Source organism: Pseudomonas sp. Pseusp3, from assembly GCF_047304225.1.
Lineage (GTDB): Bacteria > Pseudomonadota > Gammaproteobacteria > Pseudomonadales > Pseudomonadaceae > Aquipseudomonas > Aquipseudomonas fluorescens_CD.
On sequence record NZ_JBGLYV010000055.1, the window covers coordinates 19,245 to 43,619 of the forward strand.

The 24,375-nt window shown below is 60.5% G+C and carries 19 protein-coding genes; 5 read left to right on the plus strand and 14 right to left on the minus strand.

Annotated elements, in window-relative coordinates:
- Nucleotides 1-12 precede the first annotated feature (12 nt).
- The 14 genes from ACCD00_RS19050 to ACCD00_RS19115 all read right to left on the minus strand — a co-directional run bounded on the left by ACCD00_RS19050 (nt 13) and on the right by ACCD00_RS19115 (nt 18,676).
- On the minus strand, nt 13-444 hold the full coding sequence (locus tag ACCD00_RS19050) for a YceK/YidQ family lipoprotein (protein WP_413426851.1): 432 nt from the start codon (nt 442-444) through the stop codon (nt 13-15).
- Between the two features lie 49 nt (nt 445-493).
- The gene (locus ACCD00_RS19055) at nt 494-1,264 is read right to left on the minus strand and encodes a DUF4123 domain-containing protein (RefSeq protein WP_413426853.1); all 771 of its coding nucleotides are present in this window, start codon (nt 1,262-1,264) and stop codon (nt 494-496) included.
- 16 nt (nt 1,265-1,280) lie between these two features.
- Nucleotides 1,281-3,677 (minus strand): type VI secretion system Vgr family protein, encoded by a 2,397-nt coding sequence (locus ACCD00_RS19060; protein ID WP_413426855.1) that lies wholly within the window; start codon nt 3,675-3,677, stop codon nt 1,281-1,283.
- 2 nt (nt 3,678-3,679) lie between these two features.
- A complete protein-coding gene (gene tssH, locus ACCD00_RS19065) occupies nt 3,680-6,325 on the minus strand; it encodes a type VI secretion system ATPase TssH (RefSeq protein WP_413426857.1) in 2,646 nt (881 codons plus the stop codon).
- Between the two features lie 150 nt (nt 6,326-6,475).
- Nucleotides 6,476-6,967: an Hcp family type VI secretion system effector gene (locus ACCD00_RS19070; RefSeq protein WP_413426859.1), complete on the minus strand. Its 492-nt coding sequence runs from the start codon at nt 6,965-6,967 to the stop codon at nt 6,476-6,478.
- Nucleotides 6,968-7,001: 34 nt separating this feature from the next.
- Nucleotides 7,002-8,708, minus strand: coding sequence for an OmpA family protein (locus ACCD00_RS19075; protein ID WP_413426861.1), 1,707 nt, complete (start codon nt 8,706-8,708; stop codon nt 7,002-7,004).
- 7 nt (nt 8,709-8,715) lie between these two features.
- Nucleotides 8,716-9,399 carry a type VI secretion system protein TssL, short form gene (gene tssL, locus ACCD00_RS19080; RefSeq protein ID WP_413426863.1) on the minus strand — a complete coding sequence of 228 codons (684 nt, stop codon included), beginning with the start codon at nt 9,397-9,399 and terminating at the stop codon, nt 8,716-8,718.
- Entirely contained in the window at nt 9,396-10,751 is a 1,356-nt protein-coding gene (tssK, locus tag ACCD00_RS19085; protein ID WP_413426865.1) for a type VI secretion system baseplate subunit TssK, read from the minus strand. The genes tssL and tssK overlap by 4 nt, the downstream gene beginning before the upstream one ends.
- 39 nt (nt 10,752-10,790) lie before the next feature.
- Nucleotides 10,791-12,329 carry a type VI secretion system contractile sheath large subunit gene (gene tssC / locus ACCD00_RS19090; protein ID WP_413426867.1) on the minus strand — a complete coding sequence of 513 codons (1,539 nt, stop codon included), beginning with the start codon at nt 12,327-12,329 and terminating at the stop codon, nt 10,791-10,793.
- 33 nt (nt 12,330-12,362) lie between these two features.
- Nucleotides 12,363-12,866, minus strand: a complete 504-nt coding sequence (gene tssB, locus ACCD00_RS19095) for a type VI secretion system contractile sheath small subunit (RefSeq protein ID WP_413426869.1) — start codon at nt 12,864-12,866, stop codon at nt 12,363-12,365.
- A gap of 476 nt (nt 12,867-13,342) precedes the next feature.
- Nucleotides 13,343-13,891 carry a cupin domain-containing protein gene (locus ACCD00_RS19100; protein ID WP_007975263.1) on the minus strand — a complete coding sequence of 183 codons (549 nt, stop codon included), beginning with the start codon at nt 13,889-13,891 and terminating at the stop codon, nt 13,343-13,345.
- Nucleotides 13,892-14,253: 362 nt separating this feature from the next.
- A complete protein-coding gene (locus ACCD00_RS19105; RefSeq protein ID WP_413426871.1) occupies nt 14,254-15,552 on the minus strand; it encodes an NAD(P)/FAD-dependent oxidoreductase in 1,299 nt (432 codons plus the stop codon).
- 53 nt (nt 15,553-15,605) lie between these two features.
- Nucleotides 15,606-17,096 (minus strand): aldehyde dehydrogenase, encoded by a 1,491-nt coding sequence (locus ACCD00_RS19110; RefSeq protein ID WP_413426873.1) that lies wholly within the window; start codon nt 17,094-17,096, stop codon nt 15,606-15,608.
- A 203-nt stretch (nt 17,097-17,299) separates the two neighbouring features.
- Nucleotides 17,300-18,676, minus strand: coding sequence for a glutamine synthetase family protein (locus tag ACCD00_RS19115; RefSeq protein ID WP_008019695.1), 1,377 nt, complete (start codon nt 18,674-18,676; stop codon nt 17,300-17,302).
- A 283-nt stretch (nt 18,677-18,959) separates the two neighbouring features.
- On the opposite strand from ACCD00_RS19115, the gene ACCD00_RS19120 reads away from it, so the two are divergent.
- The 5 genes from ACCD00_RS19120 to ACCD00_RS19140 all read left to right on the plus strand — a co-directional run bounded on the left by ACCD00_RS19120 (nt 18,960) and on the right by ACCD00_RS19140 (nt 24,273).
- Nucleotides 18,960-19,721, plus strand: a complete 762-nt coding sequence (locus tag ACCD00_RS19120; protein WP_413426875.1) for a gamma-glutamyl-gamma-aminobutyrate hydrolase family protein — start codon at nt 18,960-18,962, stop codon at nt 19,719-19,721.
- A gap of 349 nt (nt 19,722-20,070) precedes the next feature.
- On the plus strand, nt 20,071-21,213 hold the full coding sequence (gene potA, locus ACCD00_RS19125) for a polyamine ABC transporter ATP-binding protein (protein WP_111286908.1): 1,143 nt from the start codon (nt 20,071-20,073) through the stop codon (nt 21,211-21,213).
- Entirely contained in the window at nt 21,210-22,124 is a 915-nt protein-coding gene (locus tag ACCD00_RS19130; protein WP_413426877.1) for an ABC transporter permease subunit, read from the plus strand. The genes potA and ACCD00_RS19130 overlap by 4 nt, the downstream gene beginning before the upstream one ends.
- On the plus strand, nt 22,121-23,005 hold the full coding sequence (locus tag ACCD00_RS19135; RefSeq protein ID WP_413426879.1) for an ABC transporter permease subunit: 885 nt from the start codon (nt 22,121-22,123) through the stop codon (nt 23,003-23,005). The genes ACCD00_RS19130 and ACCD00_RS19135 overlap by 4 nt, the downstream gene beginning before the upstream one ends.
- Before the next feature lie 170 nt (nt 23,006-23,175).
- Nucleotides 23,176-24,273 carry a polyamine ABC transporter substrate-binding protein gene (locus ACCD00_RS19140; protein WP_413426881.1) on the plus strand — a complete coding sequence of 366 codons (1,098 nt, stop codon included), beginning with the start codon at nt 23,176-23,178 and terminating at the stop codon, nt 24,271-24,273.
- Nucleotides 24,274-24,375: the final 102 nt, after the last annotated feature.

A 24,375-nucleotide genomic window follows, 5' to 3' on the forward strand; every position in this document is an offset into this window, starting at 1 on the left:
ATCCCGATGTATCTAAAGCACAGTTCTGGCTGGACAGGCGTTTACGTCAAGATCATAGAACTCAAGCCTTTCCTTATCCGGGAGCCCGTTATCGGCCTGGCAGTATTTATCCAGCAGGTAGCCTTCGAACTCCCGATCAGCGATCAGTTTTCTCTTGTGGTCGCTGTGCAACAGCATAGTGTCGACAACGAAGTCCACGGGCATACCGAGCACAACAATGAAGGGGCAGGCGATACTCAGATAACAAGCTACAGGTGTGTAGTCGTAACCTCCGCGACCCTCCAGGGTGAGCATGGCCCAATCATATTGAATGGCCGGATAGTAATAGTTCGAACTATAGTTTTTTCGCGATGACGCATCTCGCTCAATCAAAGTCCCGCAGCCGACAATTGAAAAAACAACACCCAATAACGGTATAACCATCATGCGCTTCAGCACGTTCATCTCCTTCACTCGTTTATCCCTATAACGCGCCACGAGCATTAAACAGCTATCAAACCGGCACATTGGAATCAGGCAAGTTCTGCCGAACGTACTCGCTGAAATCGCCAAAGTAATTTTCCCGTTCGGCTTGCAGGATCAATGAGTACAGCAAGTTGAAACGCTGCTCCTTAGTCCCTTCCAGATGATCGAACTTCCCACCATTGAGCATTCGCTGAGCGTCACCGATGCAACCAATGAGTGCGCATTGCTCATCACTGAGCTCCACGAAGGGACTGACTTCGATGCCGCTCTGCTTCCTCAGGCGAGTGCCTGGCAGCCATTGCGGCTGGTCTTCGCGATCGAGCCAGCCCCAGCAGCAGGCGACTTGCAGGAACTCGGCGCGCTGTTCGCTGGTGAGGATGGTGTTCAGCAGCAGGGGAAAGATTCGCGGATCGTAAAAACGCAACAAGCCGGCCTGCCCGCCCCACTGCATTTGAAAGAGCGCTTGCAAGGCTTGACTCAGTTCTTGAAACCGCAGGGACGTGACCAAGACCATCAGGCGAGCCTCGGACGCGCCGTGTTCGATCAGCTCTTCCAGCCAGGCCCTGTGTTGCCAGATGGTCAGGTCCAGGCGCATCAACAGCGGGGCCTGGTCCAGCAGCTTTTCTTCCGGCGTCCCCGTGAACAAAGAGAACCATGGCGCCTTGGGGCTCAGTGCCTGCAACCCGGGAACCGCGCAATGGCTCCAATTAGCCTGATCAAGCAAAAGGTCGACTTCCTGTACTCCGACCAAGGCGCACACCCGTTCTATCTGCTCCAGCCATTGGATTGGCGTTTTCATCTTTATCTTTCCTCCATCAACCTTGGCGCATCAGCAAACCAATGGCGTTTTCCTGGGCCCTTTTCAGACACTCCTCGCACACCAATTTGGGCAACACCATCAACGGGATACGCTGGCCGCCTGGCCCCTCCCAGATGTGTTGCCCCCTGTAGCGAATCTTGGTGTGGCTTTCGAAAAGGAGTCCTTCGTCCGGGTCGAGATGAATCTGCACATTTCCGGTGCCGAGCCTGATGCCTTTTTCGGCCAACAAATCCAGACGTCCCTGTACCGACTGCACGTTGATGTCCTGCTGGGCGAACAGGTTCATCGGGCCGCCATGGGACTCGATGTCCAGTGGACCCTCGCCGGACACCAGACGCATGCCTTCCCGCTGGGCGAGCAGCGAAATGCCTTTTTTGGCGTGTGCCGACAGGTGCTGCTCGGCGGCAAGGTTGATGTCGTCCTGGCTTTGCAGGTACATCCCGTCGCCGCTTTCGAGCAAAAGGGCCGCCGGGGTGACCGCGCCGATACCGTCGGGGGCGCTGAGGAGGATGGCCGGGGCGGACAGGTCTTTGGCGTCTGCTTGTAGTTGCTGCAGGCCTTCGATGGCAGGTGGTCGACTGTTATGGGCCTGGGCAATTTCCTGCCACTGGGCCATTTGCTGCCGGGCGCCTTCGATCTGGCGGGTGGCCGGGCCCATGTCGAGCACATCGCCCGAGGCTTTGGTCTGTTCATCGGCAGTGATGAACACGCCTTTGCCACCCCGGATGCTCCCCCAATCATCGGTGCGCAGCTCAAAGCCTTCCCCACGCTTCTTCTTTTCGGCATCCACCAGATGCCCGAGGTTGAGCTGGCTCTTGCCGCCGTATTCGGTGCTGAGCTTGACGTGCTCCTGCCCGCGCCGGTCTTCCATGCGCAGCTTGTTGTTGGCCGGGGTGCGCAGCACGTTGCGGGTGTAGTCGCGCTTGCGCAGGGTCACGTGGTCCGGGTGGCGGTCGTCGTGCAGGGCGTGGGCGATGTAGGGGCGGTCGGGGTCGCCTTGTTCGAAGGCGATGGCCACTTCGGTGCCGGCGATCAGCGGCAGGTGCAGGCCGTGGGTGTCGCCGGCGTAGGGTCGGGCGAGGCGCAGCCACAGGCTTTCCTGGCCGAGCTTCCAGCTGTCGCGGTCGAACAGGAAGTTGACTCTGTAGCGGCCTTCCTTGTTGATATCGGCATAGAGGTCACGGGCCTGGGAGCTGGTGACCCGGGCCGGGACGGTGCCGGCGATATTTGGCTTGGGCAGCAATGGCGGGCGAAAGCAGATGGTTTCCGCGTAGGGGATGGCCTCGAAGGTGCATTCGAAGCTGGCATCGCGGGCGGCGCGGGTGGTCAGGTGGGTTATCACGGCGCGGGGGGCGAAGGCCTGGGGCGCACCGCCAGTGATGGTGAGGACCTGGCCCGGCGCGAGGGTGGCGCTGCTGCTGACACCGCTCAGCAGGGTCTGCTCGTTGAGGTAACGCTCGTGGCGCAGGCGGGCGTAGAAGTAGCCGCTTTCGCTTTGCAGGTCTTCGTCCTGGTCGTAGGTGTCGCCGAGTACGGTGTAGGGCTCGGCGTAGTGGTAGGCCTCGCCGTAGGTGGTTTTCGCACCCCGGGTCTGGTCGACGTCGCTCTGCAGCCAGGCGTTGGCGTTACGCGGGTCGTAGGCGCGCAGGTGGAGGTTTTTTTCCACCACTCGATGGCTCGATTGCAGCCGCCAGACGCCGTCCTGATCGTTGCTGTTCAGACCGGCGGGCGGACGGTACGACAGCTCGATATCGAACTGGTAGCCGCGCTGGTCGTCGCAGAATTCCACGACATCGATGTTCAGCCGTTGGTCGCTGGTGAACCGGTACCAGATGCCCACTTCGGCCAGCAGCCGGGCGATGAACGCCAGGTCACTTTCGCCGTACTGCATGACCTGTTCGCGCTTGGGGTAGTCGCGCACCAGCCTGAACAGGAAGTCCTGGCCCTCGAATTCGTGGCGGCTGCGCAGGACGTGTTCGACGATTTCCGGCACCGACTGGTGCTGGTAGATGCGGTATTGCCGACCGCGGCCGAGCAGGGCCAGGCGCGGTTGCAGGGTGAGTTCGTAGCGCGCTTCGTCGACGGAGGCGGACAGGCGTTTGAAGGCGGTGATCACGCCGTTCAGGGTGCGCAGCGGTTTGATTTCTGGCGTGGGCAGGCCCTTGATCACCGGTGGCTGTTTGCCGGCGTACAGGCTGAAACGCGCGTCCTTGCCGAGCAGCTGTTCGGCGGCGAGGTCTTGCTCGGTGCTGGTGAATTCGATGTGGTAGCTGAAGGGCTGGCTCAGGTGCTCTTTGCCGTGGAAGGCGAGGACATCGAGTGGAGCCTCGAGGTTGCGAACCCAGAGTTTGTGGCGGCTGTGGTCGAAGAAGACGGGCAATGAATCGAGCATGTTCAGGCCTCCTCGACCCTAGAGGACGCCGTTTGCCGAGCGTCGGTGAAGGACAGGCAGATGCCGTGTTCGGCGCTGAAACCCAGCATCACGCCAAGGGTTTTCAAATTGACGGCCTGACGCTGCAGGAGCTGCTGGCTGAGGACCGGCAATATCTGCTGGTTGAGCAAGCTGTCGATGTTGCGTGCGCCGGTGTCGGGCAATAGGCAGGCGGCAACCAGTGCATCGTTGAGCGAGTCTTCGATCCGGCAAGTCAGGCCGTAATGGCGGTGCAGGCGCCTGGCGACCTGGGCGAGTTTGAGCGCGACGATACGCTTGAGTGCGCAGGCATCCAGCGGGCGGTAGATCAGGGTTTGAAAGCGTGCCAGCAAGGCTGGCTGAAAATGCTCGCGCAGGATCGGTCGCAGCCATTCGTGCAGGGTGCTGTCCGGCGCATCGGGTTGCTCCTGAAGACCGGCCTGCAGTTCGTCGCTGCCAAGGTTGGAGGTCATCAGGATGACGGTGTTGCGAAAGTCGATTTCGCGTCCCTCGCCATCGCGCATGAAGCCGCGATCGAAGACTTGATAGAACAGGTTGAGCACGTCGCGGTGGGCCTTTTCCACCTCATCCAGCAACACGACACTGTAGGGGCGCTGGCGGACCGCCTCGGTGAGCACGCCGCCCTGGCCGTAACCGACGTAACCCGGTGGCGAGCCCTTGAGCTGGCTGACGGTGTGCGCTTCCTGATACTCGGACAGGTTGAGGGTGATCAGTGATTTCTCGCCACCGAACAGGCAGTCGGCCAGGGCCAGTGCGGTTTCGGTCTTGCCCACGCCACTGGTGCCGACCAGCAGGAATACACCCAGTGGCGCGTTCTCCTGGGTCAGGCCGGTCTTGGCTGCGCGAAGGCGCTGGGCCAGGGCATTGAGAGGTTGATCCTGGCCGATCACCCGCTCAGCCAGATGTTGTTCGAGCAGCAACAGGTTGGCCTGTTCGTCCTTGAGCAGACTGCCCAGCGGCACCCCGGTCCAGTCGGCGATCACTTCGGCCACGCTGCGCGCGGTGACGTCGAGTGACAGCAGCGGCTGGTTGCCCTGGATTTCGCTCAGGCGTTGTTGCAGTTCCACACAGTCGCCAGGGCGAGGTGGTTCGGCCTGGCGCGTGTCGAGCAGTTGTCGGGTCAGTTCGAGCTCATGCTGGTATTGCCGGACCCGTTCGATTTGCTGACGGTCGAGCTCGGCGTGTTGAACCTCGATGGTTGCCAGACGATCTTCGACAGGGCCGCCACTGAGTCGCTGATCTTGCAGCAGGGCCTGCTGCTCCAGCTCCAGCGCCGCCTTGCGGGCCTTGAGCCGGACCAGCGCCTGCGGTTCGCAATCGAGGCCCATGCGCACCCGCGCGCTGGCAGTGTCGAGCAGGTCGACGGCTTTGTCCGGCAATTGTCGGCCCGTCAGATAACGTCGCGACAGGCTGACCGCCGCCTGCACCGCCCCGTCCTGGATATTCACGCCATGATGGCTGGCATAACGGGCCTTGAGACCGCGCAGCATGAGGCAGGCACTGTCGTCATCGGGCTCGTCGACCTTGACCATCTGAAACCGCCGCTCCAGCGCGGCATCGCGCTCGAAATACTGCTTGTACTCACTCCAGGTGGTCGCGGCGATGGTGCGCAACTCACCACGGGCCAGCGCCGGCTTGAGCAAGTTGGCCGCATCCGCCCCGCCCGCCTGGTTGCCGGCACCGATCAGGGTATGGGCTTCGTCGATGAACAGCAGCACCGGGTCAGCCGACTGCTGCACGGCGTCGATGACATTCTTCAGACGTTGTTCGAACTCACCCTTGACCCCGGCGCCCGCCTGCAACAACCCCAGATCGAGGGTGCGCACACACACCGGCTTGAGGCTGTCCGGGACATTGCCTTCAGCGATGCGCAAGGCAAGGCCTTCGACCAGTGCCGTCTTGCCCACACCTGGCTCGCCGACCAGGATCGGGTTGTTCTTGCGTCGGCGGCTGAGGATGTCGATGACCTGGCGGATCTCATCGTCACGGCCGAACACGGGGTCGATGCTCCCTGCCCTCGCCTTGGCCGTGATGTCCTGAGTGAATCTGTCCAGCACGGCCAGCAAGGCATCGTTGGGCACTGCACTGGAAGTCGAGCCCTCGAATGTCTGCTCCAATGCTGTTGCCTGTTGCACCTGCGGACGTTCCTCGGAGCATTGGTCGAGCACTGCAAACAGGTGTTGCAACTGGGTTTCGCTGAGGCTGAGCAGTGGCCAAGCGGTTTCGCACGCCAGCAGGTCGGGACTCTCCAGCAGCGCACCGAGCAGGTGCGCCGAACGCAGGCTGTCCTTGCTCTCCAGCGAGGCACGCAGCCAGGCGTTCTTGATCAATTCCTGCAACTTGCCACACAGCTGCGGTTTGCCCTGCACGCTGCACGGCAGTGTGTCGAGATGGTCGAGCAGTCCGCGCCACAGCGCGTCCATGTCCCATTCATAACGGCGGGCAATCAGGGTCAGGTCGCCCTCGCCCTGCTCCAGCAGTTTGAGCAGCCAATGTTCGATGCTGACCTGCGCATGGGCACGGCTCTGGCACAGCGATGCCGCTGCGCTCAGTGCCTGGGCACAGAAAGGATTGAGGCGGCGAAGCAAGCGTGTGGAAGCGAGTGCCATGCGGTACGTCCTTGTGCTGGATCCCCAGCGAGTAGTCGGTTGTGCAAAATGGAAAGCGTGGGGATATGCCTTGTTGAACGTCCGCATGCAGACGCTCGACAAGGCACACCGCAACCAGCAAGCGGATGCCCGCCTGCTGGTTGCCTTACATCAGGAGCTCTGGCGCTCGCTCCAGGAATCGGAGTGGATGATGTTGCCGTCCTTGAAGGTCCAGGTGACCTTCTCGTACCGCAACTCGATCTGCTCCAGGTGGTTGTGTTTTTCCTTGGTCGGATCTTTCACGTCGTGCATTTTCGACGCGACTTTCACCACCTTCACGTTTTCCAGTCTGGTGTTGAAGTACTCGACTTCCTGGCCGGCATCGTCGATGCGATACCACCTGAACTCGGCGCTCTTCAGCGTCTGGCCGGTGGTCACCGCCTTATAGAGGTAAGGGGTCGAGGCATCGATTTCCTTGCTGAACTGAAACGGGGTATGCACCCGCGTGCCAGTCAACTTGCCGGTGTTGTTGTCGGTGGGGATGTACAGGCTGTGGTCCTGGGCGACCACCTCGATGCTGCCTTCGCGCTTTTGCACGTCCACCGAACCCTTGATGTCCGCGTCGCCGTCATCTTTCAGCCACAGGTAAACGGGAATTGCCATGTGAAGCTCCTTTTCTCGGATCGTGAATGCCGCGTTATGCGACAGGGGGGTGCTGGTCCGCTCCTGCAGCGGGAGGCACGCAGGCCCCCGCTTCAGGAATCAGACGTATATCGACGCGACGATTGGCCTGGCGACCAACCTCGGTGGCGTTGCTGGCGATGGGCTGACTGGCACCGAAACCCTGCACCGCGAAACAGCTGTCGGGGATATCGCCCATCTGCCGCATCCAGTGGTGAACCGCTGCGGCGCGGGCTCGTGACAACGCCAGGTTGTGCTCGGCACTGCCACTGGCATCCGTGTGCCCGGCAATGACGATCAGCCAGCCGGGCTGGGCCTTGATGCCGACAAGGGCGCTGATCAGCACCTTGGCCGACTCGGGCTTGAGCTGGGCGCTGCCGCTGCTGAACAGCGAGAGGCTGTCCAGGCGAACCGTCGTGGCGGATGCCGCCTTTGGCTGTCGGTGGCCGGCGATCACCGCCAACAGATGTTCACGTAGCCGTTCGCCGCGATACAGGCCAAACCCCAGGGACAGGGGCGCGCCGTGGCGGTAATAGTGGTCAAGACGCAGGGCGTCCTGATGCAGTACTACCAGGTTTTTTTCGCGCCTGTCGACGTCAGGTCGGGATACCTGATCCGCCGGAGTGATGGCGTTGTATCGCCGCAGGTCATCGGTCACTTGCCGTGCCAGCAAGGTGTTCTGCCACGCCGAGTTCACCAGCGCGACCAGCGCGGCAGCCGTGAACATCCACAGCGCAATCACACCCGCACGACGGTTCGGTGAGTAGCGCGAATCCCTCGGCAGCAGGCTCAACAACGGATCAGGAAACGGCAAGGCCTGTGACGCATCAGGCTCGATGGGCCGTGGGTCCGCCAATGCAATCCTGTTGCGCAACCATTGCTGCCACAGGTTGCCCGGCACACGCCGGGGCCCCTCCGCGACCAGCGTGATGGCACTGGCCACGACCAGGTCGCTGTGGGTGTGGGCCTCGCGGGGGGCGAGATGTGGTAATACGGTTTCAGCCAGCCACGCCGCCGCGCTGTTGAGCCGAACGCTGGTCTGCAATCGCAACGCGCGCGTGGCATTGTCCGCCACCTGCACCTGCCATTGGTCCAGGCTGACGCACTCGCCGGCTTCGCGCACGTTGGGGCTGGCCTGCCCGGATTCCCAACTGAACCACTGCCCCGCCCCCCGCGGGCTTTGCAGGTAACTCAACACCAGCAGCGGCGCGGCAATGCCCTGTTTGCGCACACGCATCAATTGATGGCGCACCGTCCGCACCCGGCCGGCGAGCACTTCGCTGTCGACCTGTTCCTGGGGATTGACGATGAACAGGACGCTCAATTGCCGGCCCCAGTCAGGACGCAGGGACATCAGGTTGTCAGCTACCGCGGGTAACTGTTCCAGACTGGCCACGCGCACATAACAGCCCTGCCCGGTGATGCGCAGGGCCAGTTGCCCGGCGGGGATCTCCCCAAACAGACCGACCAGGCCGTCACCACAGACCAATACCACCGGCAGGCGATAGGACGCCGGCGGCAATGGCTGGCTTTCGCTCATCAGCAGCGCCTGGCGCTGATGAGCCGCCTGCCGGCCGATCCGCTTCCAGGCCATGCCGACGCCGACAACCACCACGACGATTGCCATGACGCGAAGCCAGAGCGTCATTGGAATGATCAGCAGCAGTACGGTCGCCAGTGTGCCCGCCCAGAGCCAGAGACCACGTTTGAGTTTGAAGGTCATCGGCCCCTCACACCCGGCCAGGCACAAGCGTGGCGATCAGATCGCCCAACAGATAGTCCAGTCCGCACCAGACCGCCGCCAGCAACACACCTGCAGCCAACCCCTGGGCCAGGGGCGTTCGCAGCCAGGCAGGCGTGATGCCGCGAGTGCCCGGGTTGAACTGCGTGTCGATCGACTGGCCGAGTTTCAACGGCTGCACCCTGGCACTCAATGCGGCCAGCAGTTGCTCCCGCTCGGGGTCATCCAGTTGCTGATAACGGCCCTTGAACCCCAGCATCAACACCCGGTGAAAGGCCGTCAGTACATGCAAGTCCGGCGCGGGATCGCGCAGCACTTCGCGCATGTCCTCATACAGGAACTCACCGGCCTGGTGGCGATTGAAAAACCTGGCTTGCAGGGGTTCATTGGCCCACTTGGCGTGGTCTTCCCCTTTGGCGAAGCCCAGCACGGTTTCATCCAGCAACGCGCACTGCGCATGACTGATATGGTCGATGCTGCGTCGGCTCAACCCGGCTTGTTCAAGCTGCCCGAGTACGTGCTCGATCTGTTTGATGCACAGTGCCGATATGTCCTGGCTGCCATGTACGGGTGTGCCGTGCAGCAGCTCGACCACCAGCAGGTAGCTGTCCTGCAACAGCGTATCGACGTCCACCGCCGCTACGGCAGGTAGTTTGGATAAGGTCGGTTTCATGTGCGTAATACCGCGAACAGTTCGAGTTTGACGTCGGCCAGGGTGCCGGGTACGTAGAAGACACAGGTCCCTGCGGCCAGCATGGCCTGCCCCTTCGCATGGTTCAGGTCAAGGGCGAAGTACTGGTTTTCCAGGCGCAGGGGAATGGCCGCCGGAACATGGCTCAGTGGCTGCAACGGCACGCCGTCAAGCGCGGCGTTGACCAGACGCTCGACATCGTCCGGCGCGCCGATCTTGCACAGGCGCGGGAACTGGCTCTGCAACTGCGCCGCCGGCAAGCCGCTACGCACCGACAGATAGAAGTCGGCGCCGTCCTGTTCGCGCAGGCGCCCATCGTCGAGACGGACCTGCCAGCGGTTGGCGCCGGCCTCCTCCAGCGCAAGGGCAATGACTCGCGACGGCAGGCTGGCCTCCAGCAAGGTGGAGATCAGGCGCAACAACGGTGGCAATACCTGTTCCAGATGTTCGTGTCGGTAAGGGGGGATCTGCTCGATGTCGTGTTCGAGGGAAAAGGTCAGCAGGCTGCCGGCCAGCCTGGTCAGCTCCAGGTAGACCTGCTCGGGGTGCCGTGCAGGCCAGGACTTGAGATCGGCCAATACCGGCTGGTAAGTGTTCAAGGCGTTGAGCAGCCAGAACAACGACACGTCCGCCACGGCAAAGTCAGCCATGCGCTGATTGCTTTCGCGACGCATGCCCATCAAGCGCTGACGCTTGGCGGACAACTGGGTCAACAGGTTATCCAATTGCGCCAACAGCCCCGGATGCGCCGCGAAGCTGAGTAGCGGCGGCACATAGCCGGGATCAAGACTCCAGGCGCCCTGCCCGTCGCGCACCAGGCGCGCGATCGGGCAGGTCAGGTAGTCGCCGTTGTCGTCATGGGCAAAGCGCAGGCTCAGTACGTGCTCCAGCACGCCGATCGATTGCGCCTCATCGCCATACAGGTCCTGCACCTGGCGCCAATCCTGACGAAAGCGTGTCGGTCGATCGGACTTGACGTCGTCGAACAGGCAGTTGTTGCCATTGCCCTGCTCCAGCGGCAAGGCCAGGAGCAACGTTGCACCCGCAAGGTCATCGGGCAACAGGCGCGCCAGTTCCAGGCCCGCTGGCAGACGATCCACATGATCAGTATCGATCAGTGTCCCGTCGGGCATGCGCAATCGCAGCTCAGTGGCCTTGAGCTTACCCAGGCGCAGAGCTTCCAGGTCAAACGCCACCGCCTGGATACCCCAGGGATGAACCAGCGACAAATGCGCCAGACGCTCATTTGCCCAGGCCTCCCAGCGTGCCTGCTGCTGGAATTGCTGCGGAGACAGAAGAGCCCCCGCGGCCCACAAGGGGCGGTCGATTTTCATGACGTCGTTTCCCTACGAAATGAACAGCTGTTCGGAGCCTCAGGCTTTTGCCTTGGGCATCTGCGAAACCAGCGACAAATTGACGTCCATGCCTTCCACCTGGAAATGCGGCACGGCATACAACTTGACGCGGAAGAAGCCGGGGTTGTCCTCGATGTCTTCCACGGTGACCTTGGCATCGCGCAACGGGTGCGAAGCCTGCAAGTCATCACTTGGGTCGGTCATCTCGGTCACCAGGCCGCCGATCCACTTGTTCAGCTCCAGCTCCAGCAGACGACGATCCTTGGTCGTGCCGATGTTTTCGCGCTGGATCAACTTCAAGTAGTGAGCGATGCGCGACAGCAGGAAGATGTAGGGCAAGCGCGAGTTGATTCGGCTGTTGGCAGTGGCATCGGCCGTGTCGTACAGCGCCGGCTTCTGCGCAGAGTTGGCCGAGAAGAAACACGCGTAGTCGCGATTCTTGTAATACGAGAGCGGGATGAATCCGAGGTTGGCGAACTCGAATTCGCGAGTTTCCGGAATCATCACCTCCGAAGGAATCTTCACCTGGTTGCCCGTGCCCAGATCGTATAAATGGATCGGCAAACCGGTGACCGCACCGCCAGACTGCGGTCCGCGAATCTGCACGCACCAACCGTTGGCAATAAAGCTTTTAACCATGTTGGCAGCGAAGGCAAACGAGGCGTTGGTCCACAGGTATTTGTCGTGATCCAGGCCTTTGACGCTTTCGATGTAGTTGAAGCTGCGCACCGGAACGGTGTCTGGACCATACGGCAGACGCCCCAGCACCCGCGGCATGAGCAAGCCGATGTAACGGGCATCGTCACTCTCGCGGAACGCCTTCCACTTGATGTATTCGGCACGGTCGAAGTAATTGCCGATGTCCTTGATGGCGGCGACTTCTTCCATCGACTGCTTGCCAAAGAACCCGGGGCCGACGGCACCGATGAAAGGCATGTGCGCAGCCGCCGAGACTTTGGAGATGTTGCGCAGCAGGGCTATGTCCTGCGGATCGCGACCAAACTCGTAGTTGGAAATGGCCGCGGCAATCGGCTCCCCGCCGGGCGTGTCGTACTCCTGGGTGTAGGTGTGCAAATACAGGCCGCTTTGCGCGATTTCCGGAGCGTCTTCAAAATCCTGTACCAGGTGCGCCTTGCTGATATCGAGCAGCTCGATTCGTACGTTCTGGCGAAAATCGGTCTGGTCGATCAGCGACTTCACGCCACGCCAGGTTGACTCGGTTCGCTGGAAGTCAGGATGGTGCATCACAGCGTCGAGTTGACGGCTGATCTGTGCATCCAGCATTGCGATATGGCCGTCGAGCAGCGCTCTGTCCAGGCGCTCGATTTTCTGCGACGACTGCTTGAGCAGGTTCAGGAACACACTGACAGCGGCCGTCACGCGCTCATCGGCCGTGGCCTCAGCCAGCGCCTCGGCATTCTGAAAGCTGTCGATGCCGCCTAATTTCGCCACTGGACTGAGATTGATCTTTCCAAACAGTGCGCCATACACGCTTGCATTTTCTTCAGGCAACACTGTAGCGCCGCGCGATTGCGCGTTAGAACTTTCTAAAGACATTGTGGAACTTCCCTTTAAACGAACCGAATTGAATTAACGAGCTTCTTCCGGAGCCAAGGCGGCCAACTCGGCCCGCAGCTCATCACTCAGCACATCGTCCTTGAGGATTCGCTCCAGTTCGTGACGGAAGGTAGCGTTGTCCAACAGGTTGGACTTGAGGTCGCGCAGCAGGTTGCGCATCGCCAGCAAGGCACGCAACTGGGGGATTTGCCTCGCCACCTGCTCAGGCTCGAAATCCTTCATGCACTGAAAGTTCAATTCGACCGAAGTGTCGACGCCGTCATCCACCAGGGTATTTTCCACCGCCAGTTTCAGGACTGGCGAGAACTCGGCCAATACGCTATCGAAGTTATTCTTGTTGATTCCAACTTTGTGGCGCTCCGAAAGCGGGCGCTGCTCCTTGCCGTTGCTGTAGTCACCCATGACCATCAACTTCAAAGGCAGCTCGACCTTTTTTTGAGCACCGCCAGTGTGCAAATCGAGCTTGATGTTGACCCGAGCCTTGGGCACTTCATTTTGAAAACTGTTTGAAGCCATAACTCCTCCATGCGAACTCGCAACAGCCGCGAGCAACATCTCTGTCGATAAATGTATCAATCATTTCGGGGGGCAACAATGAACTATCCTGGAGGGACGCACCACCCCGAAAAATACGATTCAGATGCTTCCGACTCTTTTAGGTAAACACTACCTACACACCAAGTAGGAATTACCCTACACAATTTATGAAACAACCTACAGTCAAGGCGAAGGACCGATAATTTGAAATACAAAACACTTCGGCAAATATCTATTTACAGCAATAAAGGCACCGCTTTTACTGTGAAAAATACTTACCTTCGGCGTATTACATCAGGAAACAATTAACGACCAAGGTGGATTACAACAATTGAAACTGACCAAAGCGGGCACCACCAAAACAAAAAAAATCCGATCCCTGAACAGGCATCGGATTTTTTGTTCCACTCGATAAAAGCCGTTTCAACCAACCAGCTGATTATCCTTGCGCGCCGTCAGAAGTTCGCCGGCGTGTTGGCACTGATAATCTCGGCCTCATCCGCCCCGATATTGCGAAACCGATGCGGCAAGGTCGTCGGGAAGTAATAGCCATCCCCGGCATTCAGCACGCTTACCTGTCCGTCCACGGTCAACTCCACGGTACCCCGTGTCACCAACCCACACTCCTCGCCTTCGGAATGCACGATCGGCTCTTCACCCGAACTGGCGCCCGGCGCGTATTGCTCGCGCAGCAGGCGCATCTGCCGGCTCGGCACGGAAGCGCCGATCAGCAGCAGGCGCAGGCCATGGCGGCCGAGGTCGGGCTGTTCGTTGGCGCGGAAGACGTACTGGTGTTCGCGCGGTGGCTGATCGAAGGTGAAGAAGTCGGCCAGGGACATGGGGATGCCCTCCAGCAACTTTTTCAGGGAGCTGACGGAAGGACTGACCCGATTCTGTTCGATCAGGGAGATGGTTGCATTGGTGACGCCGCTACGCCGGGCCAGCTCGCGCTGGGACAGTTTGTAGCTTTCGCGTACTAATTTGAGTCGTGAGCCCGTGTCCATGACAGCCTTATGCGCCAACCTGCAGGAGCGAGCAAGCTCGCTCCTGCAGGGATAATGGAGGGGTGGAGTGCAGGCGCGGATCACGCCGTTTTCCGCTCCCGGAAACGTGAAAGGCGGCTATTAAATCACGTTTGTTCGTAATGCTCAGCAGGTTCGATAAACGGCTGGAAAAATAGCCATTTGCCACGAAGTTGCACAACCTGTGGGAGCGGGCTTGCTCGCGAAAGCGGTGTGTCAGGCGCCATCAATTTTGGCCGAGATGACCTCTTCGCGAGCAAGCCCGCTCCCACAGGGGACCGCGGTGTTTCTGGTATTAAAAAACCGGCGGCACCCTTTTGGGGCGGCCGCCGGCGAGGTAAAGCCTAGATCCCGAAACGGTCGCGCAGCGAGTAGTACACGGCACCGAGGGCGGTCAACGGCGCCGAGAAAGTGCGCCCGCCGATCATCGGCATGTGCGGCAGCGAGGCAAACGCATCGAAGCGCTCGGCGTCGCCACGGATCATTTCCGAGATCAGTTTGCCGGCCAGGTGCGAGCACGTGACGCCGTGGCCGCTGTAGCCCTGCATGTAGTAGGCGTTTTTCTCGATACGGCCGAATTGCGGCATGCGCGACATGGTCAACAGGAAGTTGCCGGTCCAGCGGTAGTCGATCTTCACGTCCTTGAGTTGCGGGAAGGTCTTGAGGATCTTCGGGCGAATCAGTTGTTCGATGTCGTCCGGCTCACGAGCGCCGTAGACCACGCCGCCGCCGTACAGCAGGCGGTTGTCTGCGGTCAGACGGTAGTAGTCGAGCAGGTAGTTGCAGTCTTCGACGCAGTAGTTGTTCTTGATCAGGCTGCGGGCCTGTTTTTCCGACAACGGCTCGGTGACGACGATCTGCGAGCCGCACGGCATGCTCTTGCTGGTCACGCGGTTGTCGAGGCCCTGTGGCAGGTAGGCGTTACCGGCGATCAACAGGTACTTGGCCCGCACCAGGCCTTTGGCGGTGCGCACGGTGATCGGCTCGCCGTAGTTGATCTCCACCGCCGCCGACTGCTCGTAGATCTTGCCGCCCAGGCCGATGATGGCCGAGGCTTCGCCGAGGGCCAGGTTCAGCGGGTGAATGTGGCCGCCCTGCATGTCCAGCAGGCCGCCGACGTAGGCATCGGAACCGATTTCACGCTTGATGTCAGCCGCATCGAGCATTTTCAGGTTCTTGTTGCCGTAGCGTTCCCAGCTCTTCTTCTGTTCGGCCAGGCCCTTGAGTTGCTTCTTGTTCATCGCCGCGAAGATGCCGCCGGGACGGTAATCACACTGGATGTCGTAGTGCTGTATGCGCTGACGAATGATGTCGGCGCCTTCGAAAATCATGCTGCCGAGGATTTCGGCGGTCTTGTCGCCGTAGCGCTCTTCGATGACATCGACGTCGCGGCTGTAGGAGTTGACCAGTTGGCCGCCGTTGCGACCGCTGGCGCCGAAACCGACCTTGGCCGCTTCCAGCACGGTCACGCTGTAGCCCGCTTCAGCGAGGAACAGCGCCGAGGACAGACCGGTGTAGCCGGCGCCGATCACGCAGACGTCGCAGTCCACCGCTCCTTCCAGCACCGGGAAATCGCCGGTGAAGTTGCGGGTGGCGGCGTAGTAGCTGTCTACATGCTTTTGTTTAACAGAATCTTGTTTCATAGGTTTCTCCGATGGCCGCCGGCAACGTGCAGGCGACCGCCGTTTAAAAGGTCTTAGAGCTTGATCCAGGTCGCTTTGAGTTCGGTGTACTTGTCGAACGCGTGCAGCGATTTGTCCCGACCGTTACCCGACTGCTTGAACCCGCCGAACGGCGCGGTCATGTCGCCGCCGTCGTACTGATTGACCCAGACGCTGCCGGCACGCAGGGCACGGGCGAAGGTATGGGCCTTGCTCAGGTTGCTGGTCCATACGCCTGCGGCCAGGCCGTAGATGCTGTCGTTGGCAATCGCCAGAGCTTCTTCAGCGGTGTCGAAGGTAATGACCGACAGCACCGGGCCGAAGATTTCTTCCTGGGCGATGGTCATGGCATTGGTCACGCCGTCGAAAATCGTCGGTTCCACGTACTGGCCACCGGTGTCTTCGAGGGTGCGGCTGCCGCCAGCGATCAACTGAGCGCCCTGCTCTTTGCCGATACCGATGTAGCGCAGCACGTTGTCCAGTTGACGCTGGTCGACGACCGCGCCGACGGTGGTTGCAGGATCGAGGGCGTGGCCCGGCTTCCAGGCTTGCAGGGCTTCCACCAGCAGCGGGATGAACTGCTCGCGAATCGAGCGCTCCACCAGCAGGCGCGAACCGGCGGTGCAGACTTCGCCCTGGTTGAAGGCAATGGCACCGGCTGCGGCCTGTGCTGCCGCGCGCAAATCCGGCGCATCGGCAAACACCACGTTGGCGCTCTTGCCCCCCGCTTCGGCCCAGACGCGTTTCATGTTGCTTTGCCCGGCGTAGATCATCAGTTGCTTGGCGATCGCCGTGGAGCCGGTAAAGGCCAGCACGTCGACGTCCATGTGCAGCGCCAACGCCTTGCCGACGGTGTGGCCGTAGCCCGGCAGGACGTTGAACACGCCTTTCGGGATGCCCGCTTCCAGCGCCAGCTGCGCGATGCGGATCGCGGTCAGCGGAGACTTTTCCGAAGGCTTGAGGATGAACGAGTTGCCCATCGCCAGAGCCGGAGCGAATTTCCAGCTGGCCATGATCAACGGGAAGTTCCACGGCACGATAGCCGCGACCACGCCGGCTGCTTCGCGCGTCACCAGGCCAAGCTGATCCTGGGGTGTGGCGGCGACTTCGTCGTAGATCTTGTCGATGGCTTCGGCGGTCCAGCGGATCGCGTTGGCGGTCGCTGGAATGTCGATGCTCATGGAATCGCTGATCGGCTTGCCCATGTCGAGGGTTTCGAGCAGGGCCAGTTCTTCACGGTTTGCCAGAATCAGGTCGGCAAAACGGATCAGGACACGCTTGCGCTCGGCCGGGGCCAGGTTGGCCCAGACGCCGGACTCGAACGCGCGGCGCGCCACGGCGACCGCCGCATTGGCGTCAGCTTCGTCGGTGCTGGCGACGTTTGCCAGGAAACGACCGTCTACCGGGCTGATGCATTCGAACGTGGCGCCACTGGCGGCCGCGCAGTATTGGCCGTCAATGAATGCGCGACCTTCAATGGAGAGGGACTGGAAGCGTTGCTCCCAATCGCTGCGAGTGTTTGTCATGGTTGTGACTCGACGCAGGGGAATAGGTGGTCGCCGGATTGAACGCCAACCAATTACGACCTTGGAAATACGGTCCCCTGTGGGAGCGGGCTTGCTCGCGAAGGCGGTGTATCAAGCGACATCAGTGTTGACTGTGCCGCCGTCTTCGCGAGCAAGTCGGAACGCCGCACCGCCGCTCCCACAGTTGATCGGTGTGATCCGTCTTAAACGGTATGCAGGTACCAGTTGTACTCAAGGTCGGAGATGGAGTTCTCGAACTCGGCCAGCTCGCTTTCCTTGCACGCCACGAACACGTCGATGTACATCGGGTCGATGTAGCGCGCCATGACTTCGCTGTCGTCCAGTTCGCGCAGGGCATCGCGCAGGTTGTTCGGCAGGCTCTGCTCGTTCTGCTCGTAGCTGTTGCCTTCGACCGGAGCGCCCGGTTCGATCTGGTTGGTCAGGCCGTGGTGCACGCCCGCCAATACCGAAGCCATCAGCAGGTACGGGTTGGCGTCGGCACCGGCTACACGATGCTCGATGCGTACGGCGTCCTTTGAGCCGGTCGGTACACGGACAGCCACGGTGCGGTTGTCGATGCCCCAGCTCGGTGAGTTCGGCACATAGAACTGCGCGCCGAAACGACGGTACGAGTTGACGTTCGGGCAGAGGAACGCCATCTGCGCCGGCAGGGTCTCGAGCACACCGCCGATCGCGTGACGCAGCGCGGCGTTCTGCTCGGGATCCTCGCTGGCAAAGATGTTGTTGCCTTCCTTGTCGAGAATCGAAATGTGCACGTGCAGACCGTTACCTGCCTGGCCCGGATACGGCTTGGCCATGAAGGTGGTGTCCATCTCGTGGTCGTAGGCGATGTTCTTCACCAGACGCTTGAGCAGGACCGCGTAGTCGCACGCCTTGATCGGGTCAGCCACGTGGTGCAGGTTGACTTCGAACTGCGCCGGGGCGCTTTCCTTGACGATGGCGTCAGCCGGGATGCCCTGCTCTTTCGCGCCTTCGAGGATGTCTTGCAGACAGTCGACGTATTCGTCGAGGTCGTCGATCAGGTACACCTGGGTCGACATCGGACGCTTGCCCGATACCGGCGAACGTGGCGATTGCGGACGACCGTTCACGTTGTCCTGGTCGATCAGGTAGAACTCCAGTTCGAACGCGGCGCAGATGGTCAGGCCCATGTCGTCGAACTTGCGCACGATATTGGCCAGCACTTCCCGCGGATCGGCGAAGAATGGCTCGCCTTCGAGTTCGTGCATGGTCATCAGCAGTTGCGCAGTCGGGCGCTTCTGCCAGGGTTCGATGCTCAGGGTGCCCGGGATTGGGTAGCAGATCCGGTCGGAGTCGCCGATGTCCAGACCCAGGCCGGTGCTTTCCACCGTGGAACCGTTGATGTCCAGAGCAAACAGAGACGCCGGCAGGTTGATGCCTTTCTCGTAAACCTTATGAAGACTGGTGCGCTCGATGCGCTTGCCGCGCACCACACCGTTCATATCCGCAATCAGAAGGTCGACGTACAAAACCTCAGGATGTTTCTTAAGGAATGCGTTTGCTTCGTTGAGTTGAACGGCACGCAGAGGGACCGACATGATGCACCTATTTTTTACTGTTAATTATTATGTTCACCGCCCTTTCACGAGCCCAGTCAATCCGAAAGGCAAAGTGAAGTCAATAGCGAACACTCAGCCGTTCAGCGTTTATTTTCGGGCCTCTCAGAAGGACGAGAGTGCCAGACAAGCCCTCAAACACGCGTAAACCCTGAAGATCGGACGTGCGGCGTTTAGAATTTTTTACATGAGAGTTGTTAATTAAAATCAACAAGGCTAAGCTCCGGAAAAGCTCGTTCAAGTGTGAAACTTCGAGGTGATAAAAATGGCACTCAAGCCATTGATCGGCGTTACTGCGTGCGTCAAACAGATTGGCCTGCACCCCTACCACATCAGCGGCGACAAGTACTTGCGTGCTGTCAGCGTCGCGGCGCTGGGGCTGCCTGTCGTTATTCCTTCCTTAGGCGACCTGACCGAAATCGATGACCTGCTGCCGCAGCTCGACGGTCTGTTGCTGACCGGCTCGCCGTCGAACGTGGAACCCTTCCACTATCAAGGCCCGGACAGCGCCCCCGGTACGGAGCACGATCCGCAACGGGACCGCACCACCCTGCCGCTGATCCGCGCAGCCATCGCAGCCGGCGTTCCGGTCCTCGGCATCTGCCGGGGTTTCCAGGAAATGAACGTGGCGTTCGGTGGCAGCCTGCATCAGAAAGTCCATGAACTCCCAGGCTTCCTTGATCACCGTGAAGCCAGTCACCCGGACCTGGCCGTGCAATACGCGCCGGCCCATGGGGTGAGTGTGCAGCCCGGCGGCGTGTTCGAAGCGCTGGACCTGCCGGCGGTGTTCCAGGTCAACTCGATTCACAGCCAGGGCATCGACCGCCTGGCGCCCGGCCTGCGTGCCGAAGCCGTCGCACCCGATGGCTTGATCGAGGCGGTGTCGGTGGAGAACAGCAAGGCCTTCGCCCTCGGCGTGCAATGGCACCCGGAATGGCAAGTCCTGAACAACCCTCCTTATTTGAGTATTTTCCAGGCGTTCGGCGAAGCCTGCCGGCAACGGGCAGCGCTGCGTCACTCGGGCTGACGAAAAAACACTGACAAACGATTTTCTGCCCCCGCGGGTCGGGCGGGCGTGCGTTTGCGCGTCCGTCACCCGCGACAACAACACACTGCAATAACAACAAGTACGAAAGGCAGCCAGGATGGCGGCGCCGAATAAACCCGAGCGGTTTGGGTCAGGCAAGCACGTTCCATGTGGGAGCGGGCTTGCTCGCGAAGGCGGAGTGTCAGTCGACACCATTGTTATCTGATACACCGCTTTCGCGAGCAAGCCCGCTCCCACAGGTTGCGTGTCACACCCGCCACCGGGTTTGCAATCCACTATTAAGCCGGGCCGTGTTGGCCTGGCGACTGAAACCTGTTGGGAGTTTCACATGGCAAACGCCTCCAGCATCTACAGGAAGGCTATTGAAGGTCACCAGGCACCGAAAAAGGTGTTGGTGAAAGTCGATCGCGTCACCAAGAAATTCGACGAAACCACCGCGGTGGACGATGTGTCCCTGGAAATCCACCAGGGTGAAATCTTCGCCCTGCTCGGTGGTTCCGGCTCCGGCAAATCGACCCTGCTGCGCATGCTCGCCGGTTTCGAGCGCCCGACCGAAGGCCGGATTCTGCTCGACGGTGTCGACATCACCGACATGCCGCCGTACGAACGACCGATCAACATGATGTTCCAGTCCTACGCGCTGTTCCCGCACATGACGGTGGCGCAGAACATCGCCTTTGGCCTCAAGCAGGACCGTTTGCCAGCGGCCGAAATCGAAGCCCGCGTGCAGGAGATGCTGCGGCTGGTGCACATGACCCAATACGCCAAGCGCAAGCCGCACCAACTGTCCGGCGGCCAGCGTCAACGCGTGGCCCTGGCCCGTTCCCTGGCCAAGCGTCCGAAGCTGCTGCTGCTCGACGAACCGATGGGCGCCCTGGACAAGAAGTTGCGCTCGCAAATGCAGCTGGAGCTGGTGGAAATCATCGAGCGCGTGGGCGTGACCTGCGTGATGGTGACCCACGACCAGGAAGAGGCCATGACCATGGCCCAGCGCATCGCGATCATGCACCTGGGCTGGATCGCCCAGATCGGCAGCCCGGTCGACATCTATGAAGCCCCCGTCAGCCGCATGGTCTGCGAATTCATCGGCAACGTGAACGCCTTCGACGGCACCGTGGTTGAAGACCTGGAAGGTCACGCGATCATCCACAGCCCGGACCTGGAGCAGAAGATCTACGTCGGCCACGGCGTCAGCACCTCGGTGCAGGACAAATCGATCACCTACGCGATCCGCCCGGAAAAACTGCTGGTCAGCACCGTCAAGCCGGAGAACCGCTACAACTGGTCCAGCGGCAAGGTGCATGACATCGCCTACCTCGGCGGCCACTCGGTGTTCTACGTCGAGCTGCCTGGCGGCAAGATCGTCCAGTCGTTCATGGCCAACGCCGAACGCCGTGGCGCACGTCCGACCTGGGACGATCAGGTCTACGTGTGGTGGGAAGACGACAGCGGCGTGGTACTGCGCGCATGAAAACCTTCAATCAGCAATTTCTGAGACTGGTCCCCAGCGGGCGCAAGTTCGTCATCGGGATTCCCTTCATCTGGTTGTTCCTGTTCTTCATGTTGCCGTTCTTCCTGGTGATGAAGATCAGCTTCTCGGAAGCGGCCCTGGCCATTCCGCCCTACTCGGAGATCTACACCTACGCCGAGCAGAAATTCCAGCTGTTGCTCAACATCGGCAACTACACCCTGCTGGGCCAGGATGAGCTGTACCTGTCCGCCTACCTGGGTTCGTTGAAGGTCGCGTTTTTCAGCACGCTGATGTGCCTGGTGATCGGCTTCCCCATGGCCTACGCCATCACCAAGGCCAGCAAGGAAGCGCAGAACGTGCTGATGCTGCTGATCATGATGCCGACCTGGACCGCGATCCTGATCCGCGTCTATGCGTGGATGGGCATCCTCAGCAACAACGGCCTGCTCAACGCGTTCCTGATGTGGACCGGCCTGACGTCGCACCCGATCGAGATCCTCAACACCAACACTGCCGTCTACATCGGCGTGGTGTACGCGTACCTGCCGTTCATGGTGCTGCCGCTGTACGCCAACCTGGTCAAGCACGACCAGAGCCTGCTGGAAGCCGCGTCGGACCTGGGTTCGAGCACCTTCAACAGCTTCTGGAAAATCACCGTGCCGCTGGCCAAGAACGGCATCATCGCCGGCTGCATGCTGGTGTTCATTCCGGTGGTCGGTGAGTTCGTGATTCCTGAACTGCTCGGCGGTCCGGAAACCCTGATGATCGGCCGTGTGTTGTGGCAAGAGTTCTTCAACAACCGCGACTGGCCGGTGGCGTCTGCCCTGGCGGTGGTAATGCTGTTGATCCTGATTGTGCCGATTCTGCTGTTCAACCGCAGCCAGGCCAAAGAGATGGAGGCACGGGGATGAAACGCTTCGGATTTTCAAAGTTCATGCTGATTTTCGGCCTGTCGTTTATCTACCTGCCGATGCTGATCCTGGTGATCTACTCGTTCAACGCCTCGAAGCTGGTGACGGTGTGGGGTGGCTGGTCGATCAAGTGGTACGCCGGCCTGCTCGACAACTCGCAACTGATGGGTTCGGTGGTGCGCTCGCTGGAAATCGCCTGCTATACCGCCGTCGCAGCAGTCGCACTAGGGACGTTAGCCGCGTTCGTGTTGACCCGCGTTACACGCTTCAAGGGTCGTACCCTGTTCGGTGGCCTGGTCACCGCGCCGCTGGTGATGCCTGAAGTGATCACCGGTCTGTCGCTGTTGCTGCTGTTCGTGGCCATGGCGCAGCTGATCGGCTGGCCGCAGGAACGCGGCATCGTCACCATCTGGATCGCCCACACCACGTTTTGTGCAGCCTACGTGGCGGTGGTAGTCTCCGCCCGCCTTCGCGAACTGGACCTGTCCATCGAAGAAGCGGCCATGGACCTGGGTGCGAAGCCGTTCAAGGTGTTTTTCCTGATCACCATCCCGATGATCGCGCCGTCACTGGCGGCGGGCGGCATGATGTCGTTCGCCCTGTCGCTGGATGACCTGGTGCTGGCGAGCTTCGTGTCGGGACCTGGTTCCACGACCCTGCCGATGGAAGTGTTCTCGGCGGTGCGTCTGGGCGTGAAGCCCGAGATCAACGCCGTGGCCAGCCTGATTCTGCTGGCGGTGTCGATCGTGACCTTCATGGTCTGGTACTTCAGCCGTCGTGCCGAAGAAAGCCGCAAGCGCGCGATCCAGGAAGCCATGGACCAGACCGCCAGCGAATCCTGGCAACAACCGAAAAAGCAAATGGCAGAAGCAGCGGCCTGAGGCCGCCCCCTGTAGGAGCGAGCATGCTCGCGATGGCCATCAACGATGACGCGGGCTATCTGAATGAACGCGTCGTCCTTGAGTTTTTCGCGAGCAAGCTCGCTCCTACAAGGAGCGTGAAAGCTTATTTACTGTGTGATTTGAATAAGAAAAGAAATGGAGTTGTACCGATGAAAATGTTTGGCAGGACTCTGCTGACACTGTCCTTATTGGGCGCGATCGCCACTGGCGCCCAGGCCAATGACAAGGTTCTGCGCGTCTACAACTGGTCGGATTACATTGGCCCGGATACCGTCAAGAAGTTTGAAGACGAGACCGGCATCCAGGTGACCTACGATGTGTTCGACAGCAACGAGACCCTTGAAGCACGCCTGCTGGCGGGCAAATCCGGCTACGACATCGTCGTGCCGTCCAACAGTTTCCTGGCCAAGCAGATCAAGGCCGGCGTCTACCAGACGCTGGACAAATCGAAGCTGCCGAACTGGAAAAACCTCAACCCGGTGCTGCTGAAGAACGCCTCCGCGAGCGATCCCGAAAACGCTCATGCCATCCCGTACATGTGGGGCTCGATCGGCATCGGCTTCAACCCGCAGAAGGTCAGGGAAGTGCTCGGCAGCAACGCTCCGACCAATTCCTGGGACCTGCTGTTCAAACCGGAAAACGCCGAGAAGCTCAAAGCCTGCGGCATCAGCTTCCTCGACTCGCCGACAGAAATGCTCCCGACCGCCCTGCACTACCTGGGCTACCCGGTGAACGATCAGGACAAACAGCACATCGCCGAAGCCGAGGCGCTGTTCATGAAGATTCGCCCGAACGTGGCGTACTTCCATTCGTCGAAATACATCTCGGACCTGGCCAACGGCAACATCTGCGTGGCCGTGGGTTACTCCGGCGACGTGCTGCAGGCCAAGGCCCGCGCCCAGGAAGCCGGGGACAAGGTGAAGATCGACTACAGCATCCCGAAAGAAGGCGCCGCCAGTTTCTACGACATGCTCGCCATCCCCCGCGATGCCGCCAACGTCGAGAACGCTTACCTGTTCATGAACTTCCTGATGCGCCCCGACGTGATCGCCGACATCACCAACAACATCGGCTACAGCAACGCCAACGCGGCGGCCACGCCATTGGTCGATGAAGCGATCCGCAACGATCCGGGCTCCTACCCGCCGGAAGCGGTGATGGCCACGCTCTATGCCGTGCCAGACCAGCCGATCGCCATCCAGCGGATCATGACCCGTGGCTGGACCAAGGTGAAGTTGGGCCAGTAATCCAGAACCCCACCGATCAAGTGTGGGAGCGGGCTTGCTCGCGAAAGCGGTGTGCCAGCCACCATTAATATTGAAGGTGATGGCCTCTTCGCGAGCAAGCCC

Bases quoted from the DNA above. Each gene is read 5' to 3' on its own strand.
- ACCD00_RS19075 (WP_413426861.1), bottom strand. From the start codon at position 8,708: ATGACCTTCAAACTCAAACGTGGTCTCTGGCTCTGGGCGGGCACACTG.
- ACCD00_RS19115 (WP_008019695.1), bottom strand. From the start codon at position 18,676: ATGTCGGTCCCTCTGCGTGCCGTTCAACTCAACGAAGCAAACGCATTC.
- ACCD00_RS19070 (WP_413426859.1), bottom strand. From the start codon at position 6,967: ATGGCAATTCCCGTTTACCTGTGGCTGAAAGATGACGGCGACGCGGAC.
- ACCD00_RS19105 (WP_413426871.1), bottom strand. From the start codon at position 15,552: ATGAAACAAGATTCTGTTAAACAAAAGCATGTAGACAGCTACTACGCC.
- tssL (WP_413426863.1), bottom strand. From the start codon at position 9,399: ATGAAACCGACCTTATCCAAACTACCTGCCGTAGCGGCGGTGGACGTC.
- ACCD00_RS19120 (WP_413426875.1), top strand. From the start codon at position 18,960: ATGGCACTCAAGCCATTGATCGGCGTTACTGCGTGCGTCAAACAGATT.
- ACCD00_RS19050 (WP_413426851.1), bottom strand. From the start codon at position 444: ATGAACGTGCTGAAGCGCATGATGGTTATACCGTTATTGGGTGTTGTT.
- tssH (WP_413426857.1), bottom strand. From the start codon at position 6,325: ATGGCACTCGCTTCCACACGCTTGCTTCGCCGCCTCAATCCTTTCTGT.
- ACCD00_RS19110 (WP_413426873.1), bottom strand. From the start codon at position 17,096: ATGACAAACACTCGCAGCGATTGGGAGCAACGCTTCCAGTCCCTCTCC.
- tssB (WP_413426869.1), bottom strand. From the start codon at position 12,866: ATGGCTTCAAACAGTTTTCAAAATGAAGTGCCCAAGGCTCGGGTCAAC.
- ACCD00_RS19135 (WP_413426879.1), top strand. From the start codon at position 22,121: ATGAAACGCTTCGGATTTTCAAAGTTCATGCTGATTTTCGGCCTGTCG.
- tssK (WP_413426865.1), bottom strand. From the start codon at position 10,751: ATGAAAATCGACCGCCCCTTGTGGGCCGCGGGGGCTCTTCTGTCTCCG.
- ACCD00_RS19100 (WP_007975263.1), bottom strand. From the start codon at position 13,891: ATGGACACGGGCTCACGACTCAAATTAGTACGCGAAAGCTACAAACTG.
- tssC (WP_413426867.1), bottom strand. From the start codon at position 12,329: ATGTCTTTAGAAAGTTCTAACGCGCAATCGCGCGGCGCTACAGTGTTG.
- ACCD00_RS19130 (WP_413426877.1), top strand. From the start codon at position 21,210: ATGAAAACCTTCAATCAGCAATTTCTGAGACTGGTCCCCAGCGGGCGC.
- ACCD00_RS19055 (WP_413426853.1), bottom strand. From the start codon at position 1,264: ATGAAAACGCCAATCCAATGGCTGGAGCAGATAGAACGGGTGTGCGCC.
- ACCD00_RS19060 (WP_413426855.1), bottom strand. From the start codon at position 3,677: ATGCTCGATTCATTGCCCGTCTTCTTCGACCACAGCCGCCACAAACTC.
- ACCD00_RS19140 (WP_413426881.1), top strand. From the start codon at position 23,176: ATGAAAATGTTTGGCAGGACTCTGCTGACACTGTCCTTATTGGGCGCG.
- potA (WP_111286908.1), top strand. From the start codon at position 20,071: ATGGCAAACGCCTCCAGCATCTACAGGAAGGCTATTGAAGGTCACCAG.